This window comes from Bacillus cereus group sp. N21 (assembly GCF_016483395.1).
Taxonomy (GTDB): domain Bacteria; phylum Bacillota; class Bacilli; order Bacillales; family Bacillaceae_G; genus Bacillus_A; species Bacillus_A pseudomycoides.
In genome coordinates, this window is the sequence record NZ_JAEHBX010000129.1 from 1 (window position 1) to 6147 (window position 6147).

Below are 6147 nucleotides of genomic sequence, written 5' to 3' on the forward strand. Positions count from 1 at the left end.
ACTGTGTTAGATAAAATGGGGAAAAAGCTGTTGAAGCGCCATTTTGTAGATGATAGTGAGCGTAATGGAGTTCAAAAATTCTTTAGTGATAAACAAAAAGAAATTGAACAACAAAAGAAGGAAAAGTCATTAAGAATGAAGTCTAAAAAACGAGACCAAGATTATGGGATGGAGCGTTAAAAGAGTAGATGTTTTCAATTGATGAGGATTAAAGTTTTATGTAGAAATTTGTGGTAAAATGAAAAAGAACCTTGCGCCAACAAGGTTCTTTAAAAATTTATTAATTAGGAAACAGTAGGAACCGACCAAGGAAACCTACTAAACTCAATATTCTATGTACATTTTAACATAACAAATATATATAAAACAATAATTGATGTAACTGAATTGCATAGTATATATGTTTACTAGGTTTCTAGTTTCCTATGAAAAATAGGAGGAGAAATATGAGTAAAGTTGTTAATTTTGAAGATGCAGAAAAAAAGGCTAGAGTTAGAGAAAATAAGGTAGAAGATTTAATTGGACAAGCTCAACTTGGTTTGTCTGCTGAACAACAACAATTATTATTACAAGTCTTACATAGTACAACTGGTGAAGATTATTTTATTGGTAAAAAGAAAAAACGAACTGATGGGGTGAAGTTCGTGCAAATGATTACAGAGAACATTGATTATTTGTGTGAAATTGGTTATTTAACTCAACCAGAAAAGGCATTTTTATTTGATATTTCAAGATTTCTAGAATTTAAATCTAATGTTATTGTTGAAAAAAATGATGACGAAGTTAAACCAAATGCTGCTTCTCCAAGTTATTTGGCAAAGAAATTAGGAAAAACAAGAACATCTATTTCTAAAATGATGAATGATTTACTTACTAAAGGAGTTTTAGGAGTTGCAGAAACAGGCGTAACAACTGAAGATGGAAGAACTTGTTCATCTCGTACTTGGTTTGTTAATCCAAATGTTTTATGTAATGCACCAAAGGATGATGTTGATAGGGCCACACAGCAAATTTTCGCAAAGGCATTACGAGATATTCAACTTGAAGGAAGTAAGAAAAAACATAAGTTGCCTATATATTTATTTTAAAAAAGTGCAATTAGCTATTGCACTTTTTTTTTTGTTTGTTCTTTACAAAAAATAGGTGTTAATTTTTTTTAACACAGGTGTTAATTTTTTTTAACACCTCAAACCTCTTAAACCTTTGGTATTACTGACTTTTTGTATTTGCTCTATCTCACTCTTATATATAGGGCTAAAAGTTCCGCAAGGAACGGGTCGTATTTTTGAGAAAAACACTCAAAAATCTCCACCCTCTCTATAAAAAAGTCGGTTCGTTCATCCTCACCTAAAGGCGAACGCCTTTTTTTTTATAGAGTCTTTGCAAAACTTTTTTCGGCTCGTGTGCTTTTCTCGCCAAGCCGACAGACAAAAAGCAAAGCAATGGTTCTCGACTTGGACTAGCAAGTATACGAGCCGAACCGCTTAGATCAATCGCTCAAAAATAGTCTTTATGCTACATATTGATACGTTTCATACGTGGGGTTTCGCCCCCACACGACGAGCCAGCACTCTAGCCAAAAAGCAAATGTTAGATCAAAAGACAAGCATACAACCCTAAAAAATAGAAAAACTCTCTATAAATGTTTATTCATAGAGAGTTAACATAACGTCCTATTATCAGGATTCAATGTATTTAGAAGACTATTAAAAGTCCTCCAGATTGTTTAACTGGGGAACTTTCGTGTTCACAAAATTCTTGTTAGCGGAAGTCATTTTAAAATTCTATATGTGGACTTTTTTCTTGTTCTTGCGAATAAATCATCATACCAAAGCTACAAGTAGTATGAGGGGCGGCATTTTCTTTGTCTATAAGTTATTTCACATCATCCATCGATCCTATACCAGCACAACCAGGGTTATTATAATTTGGTGATCCTGTTTTATAACATCGCATATGAATACGATAATATCCATCCGCCGGAATGTTTACAGCATCAGAAAAATAACTTGAATTTTGTAGATAAACATTTGTTCCAGGGATTTTTTTGGATGATTTATCTTCAATCCAAAAGTTTAATGTTCTAGTGTCCCTATAACTATCGCTTCTAGTTACCTTGAAAGTAACAACTTCACCAGTTGTATAATAACGATATTGTGAAGCTTCGTGATAATAAGTACTCTTAAAATTTAAACTTACTGGATCATTATTAGCAGCAGATGCACTTGGAACATGAACAAAACCAAATAATACACCAAGGGACATTAGAAAAGCTATTCCAGACATTTTTAATTTTTTAAACATAATCATCAACTCCATTATAAGTGTTATTTTTAAATACCAACTAGTTGGTATTTATTAATTCATTATATGCTGAGAAATGTGTTAGGATTAATTAAATATTCAGTTTTTTTAAAAAAGGAGGGTGTTATGGTGAATTATCATCAAAAACAATCAGAAAATACAATTAACAAATTAATGCGATCAGGAATTGAATTGTTTTCTAAGCAAGGCTATTCTAGTACAAGCATTGATCAGATTGTAAAACATGCTGGTTATTCTAAAGGTGCCTTCTATGCTCATTTTCCTAACAAAGAAGAGTTTTTACTAAAACTGATAAAAGAAGGTATTGATTTCTACTTTGAAGATTTAAAAGAAGCTCTTAATGAAAAAGATCGAGATTTACTAAATAAATTTAAAAAACATAGCATGCGTTTGTTGAATGAGGCCTATGAAAGGGGGTCTTCTCCTATGTTTCTTCAAGGATGTATGATTTCAAATGAATTACCACAGATAAAAGAAATACTTAGTTTCCAGATGGAAGAATGGAGGACGTTTACTACACATTTTATTCAAGAAATGAAAAATGAAGGCATTATCGGAAGTTCATTGGATGCTAGAACCTTAGCAACAGCAGGAATAGCTCTTTTTAATGGATTTAATTTGCAACATTTTATTGATAACCGAATTCAAATACAGGACATGCTAAGTGTTTTTTTTGAACTACTTCAAATCCAAGAACCTAATAAAAAAGACGAATAAGAGTATGATAGTTTTTGAATATCGTATTCATGTTAAGTAAACATAACGCACCATTATCGGTAGCAAGGACAAGGGGGAATCCTTGATTTTATTAAGTTTTCTCTTCTTTTCTATGTGAAATCGATATGTAGGATTTTATACATTGTTGATATAGCAAGGATTCTAGGGGTCTTTGCTATTTTGTTTTTTTTCTTTTTTTGTATGAAATTGTGTATAAATTTGATTATGATTGTTTTAAATCATATTGTATGCTGATGTTTAAAAAAGACGAGTATATGCTTAATTTGTCTAAATTTTTTTGTGTATTCTTTTTTATTTTTTGTTATGTTTATTTTAAGTGTTGTTTATTTATATTATATCGCCGATATATCGCTTATAAAAATAGAAAGAGGTGGTAGCGATGGCCGATACGGGCGATACAAAAATTGAATTGTTAGAGGGAATCCCTAAGGAATTAAAAAGTCATGATATTGCTAAAACATTTGGAATTGCTGAAAGTACAGTTAGGAAATACGCCCAATCTCTTGAGAAAGCAGGGTATGTTTTTCGAAAAAATGAAAATAACACAAGGATTTTTACTGATATAGATGAGTTAACGTTTAGAGATTTGATTCAAGCTAGAAAAGAAGCTGGAGTAAACCTTGATATGGCGGCTTCCGTAGCAGTGATACGAAGACAGAAGCAAAAATCACCGATACAAAGCGTGCAATCGTTGATAAATAAGGAATCAAAGGATGATTTGATTTCGCACAAAATGCGATATGAGATTCAGAAATTAGCAAATTCATTTCAAAAGCAAATAGAACAAATTGAAGAACAAAATCAAATGATAATTTCTAAGTTGCAAGCATCTGAAGAAACTGAAGTTGAAATAAAAAAACAGTTATTGGAATCTCAAAAAAGGGAAAAAGAAAAAGATCAACAAATTGAAGATATGCAAAAAATGATTGAATATATTTCAGAAAGAGATATAGCTTTTGATAAAAAGATTGAAGAAATTTATCAAGAAGCTAAAAAACCTTGGTGGAAGAGATGGTAAGACACAGGGTTTAATATTTGTTGTATTTTACTCTTTTTAACAAGTTGTTTTGAATAGTAGAAAAACAAAAAAGTTTTTCTTTTTATAAGAGATAATTTTTTATAAAATGGAAGTAAAAAAAAGTGTGTGTATCTATGGGTAATAAAGGAGATGATTATACTGAAAATCTTTTTCTATTTCTTAATTATTCTGTTATTTCTTGTGGTTGATTACTTTTGGTTAGAAGACGAGAGTAAAAGATGGGGATGGTTTAAAAATAGAAGTAAAAAGCAAAAAACAATCTTTTTTACTCTTGTTCTTCTCTTAACTTTCATAGGATACATACTTCTTGACGCTAAATACTTTAAAATTTGATACCTTTACTCAGCTAAAGAATCCAATTTTTTTTGAGAATTTAATAGTTTATATCATTCACTTCCAATAAGTGGCATTATGTTAACCTCACTTATTTTCACGTCGAAAATTGCTTAACGTATGTTTTCGTTAAAATGTGAGCGGAACCCCTATTTGTAAGCGACTCGAAATAAAAAAGCGAAGATATGACAGAATTTGTTTTCTTCGCTTTTTTTGATCTGTTAGCTTGTCCTATTTGTTTGTTTAAAATTATCAATTAGTATTGGTTAGTTGGTTGATAGATAACTATTAACTACATATTGGAAATCCTAAGAATACTAGTAATGAATAAAATTCTGGTGATAGAGAAACTCTAAAAATGATTTTATCGTTGAATTTAACAATTAAAAAGTAAGCATCTCCATCTTGATAAATACATGCGGATACCATAAGAGAATACACCTCCTTATATGATATATCTTATAAAAAATAATAGAATGTGTTTGGACACTCTCGGTTATATCACATTAGTTTCCACTTAAAAGAGGATGTAGTGATGACATGATTTTGTAAGTTTCTTTGTTTTCTAGAAAAAATAACGGGTACCAAAAATAACCATAAAAAACATAGTATGAGGGTACCGTTCTTTTGAACAGAGGGAAAATATGATAGTATGAATTTCCACATTTGAAAGAAAATAGGATTCAAGTTGTTGTATGAATGAATCGCAAAAAAGAACATTCCTCTTGTAAGGGAATGTTCTTTTTCATAATATCATATAATTATGCTTTAAAATTTTTAAGCATAGATTAGTAAAGAAAGATTTCTTTATTCCCGCTGGTTACTTCCCTAAATAAAAAGAAGCGCTATTTAGGGTATTTATTTTTCATAACAATTGTAAAATATGAGCATATAGGGGTACCGCTACATCGTTGACTACTGATAATGAACATTATGCATATTAGAAAATATCGAACATAAAATGATATTAACTTCATGACATTGCTGTGTTTTAGCGTTACCCCTACGTTTTCGAAAAGGCACCTGTATAAGGTGTCTTTTTGTTTTTCACCTTTTGAGATGGACAAGCATATATTGTAGTGTGGGACAACCTCTCTAAGGCCCTAATCAATACTCATTGAAAACTCCTACAAATTTGGGCATCTACTGATGTGGATGCTCTCTTTTTATGAACTATTTGAATAGGACAAGCATATACTGCTTGTACCTTATTAACTTTAGTAACCTTAACTTTCGTTAATGGGGATTCTCATAATCCTTTAAAGAGCGCTCACGGAAATGGGTGCTCTTTTTAGTAGATAAAACGGATATTGAAATAGGAAGGACAATGAATGATGGACAAAATACAACGATTTATTGCTAACAATACACATCAGCTTGGATATATTATGGATGAAGCTAGCAGGAAGTGGGTAGAGCAAGATCCTAAAGGTGCTTTGACAGTAGGAGCAAGTAAAGGAACGATAGATGCTTATGGTAGTTATTATGATCTGTTGGAAAAGTTAGCATGTCTTGAAGAAGGAAAGAATATTTAGCATAATAATTAAACAAATAGCAATTATCGTAGGCGCTGCTGTGATCGGCTTAGCGTCTTATTTGTTGTTCAGGAATTCCATCATCTCTTTATTTACAATGTTTTGAATGTATACTTTTCTTGCTAATTTTGAGGATATCAGGGGAAATGGGGTGAGGTCAATGTTTTCGGTGATTCG

The 6147-nt window shown here is 31.2% G+C and carries 5 protein-coding genes and 1 pseudogene; 5 read left to right on the forward strand and 1 reads right to left on the reverse strand.

What is annotated here, in order from left to right:
- Together JDS96_RS29350 and JDS96_RS29355 are read left to right on the forward strand one after the other, a co-directional pair.
- Positions 1-180 (forward strand): annotated as a pseudogene (locus JDS96_RS29350) (MobV family relaxase); the annotation flags it as partial.
- Positions 181-446: 266 nt separating this feature from the next.
- Positions 447-1088: a MarR family transcriptional regulator gene (locus tag JDS96_RS29355; RefSeq protein WP_199668941.1), complete on the forward strand. Its 642-nt coding sequence runs from the start codon at positions 447-449 to the stop codon at positions 1086-1088.
- 787 nt (positions 1089-1875) lie between these two features.
- Here the strand turns inward: JDS96_RS29355 and JDS96_RS29360 are convergent.
- Complete coding sequence (locus JDS96_RS29360) at positions 1876-2304, reverse strand: hypothetical protein (protein WP_199668942.1); 429 nt, start codon at positions 2302-2304, stop codon at positions 1876-1878.
- A gap of 126 nt (positions 2305-2430) precedes the next feature.
- Here JDS96_RS29360 and JDS96_RS29365 point away from each other — a divergent pair, with 126 nt between their 5' ends.
- The 3 genes from JDS96_RS29365 (at position 2431) to JDS96_RS29375 (ending at position 5970) form a co-directional block, all read left to right on the forward strand.
- Positions 2431-3042 carry a TetR/AcrR family transcriptional regulator gene (locus JDS96_RS29365; RefSeq protein ID WP_206777249.1) on the forward strand — a complete coding sequence of 204 codons (612 nt, stop codon included), beginning with the start codon at positions 2431-2433 and terminating at the stop codon, positions 3040-3042.
- 430 nt (positions 3043-3472) lie between these two features.
- A complete protein-coding gene (locus tag JDS96_RS29370; protein ID WP_242480023.1) occupies positions 3473-4081 on the forward strand; it encodes a hypothetical protein in 609 nt (202 codons plus the stop codon).
- Between the two features lie 1685 nt (positions 4082-5766).
- Complete coding sequence (locus JDS96_RS29375) at positions 5767-5970, forward strand: hypothetical protein (protein ID WP_199668945.1); 204 nt, start codon at positions 5767-5769, stop codon at positions 5968-5970.
- The last annotated feature ends 177 nt before the right edge of the window (positions 5971-6147 follow it).

Bases quoted from the DNA above. Each gene is read 5' to 3' on its own strand.
- JDS96_RS29355 (WP_199668941.1), top strand. From the start codon at position 447: ATGAGTAAAGTTGTTAATTTTGAAGATGCAGAAAAAAAGGCTAGAGTT.
- JDS96_RS29360 (WP_199668942.1), bottom strand. From the start codon at position 2,304: ATGTTTAAAAAATTAAAAATGTCTGGAATAGCTTTTCTAATGTCCCTT.
- JDS96_RS29365 (WP_206777249.1), top strand. From the start codon at position 2,431: ATGGTGAATTATCATCAAAAACAATCAGAAAATACAATTAACAAATTA.
- JDS96_RS29375 (WP_199668945.1), top strand. From the start codon at position 5,767: ATGATGGACAAAATACAACGATTTATTGCTAACAATACACATCAGCTT.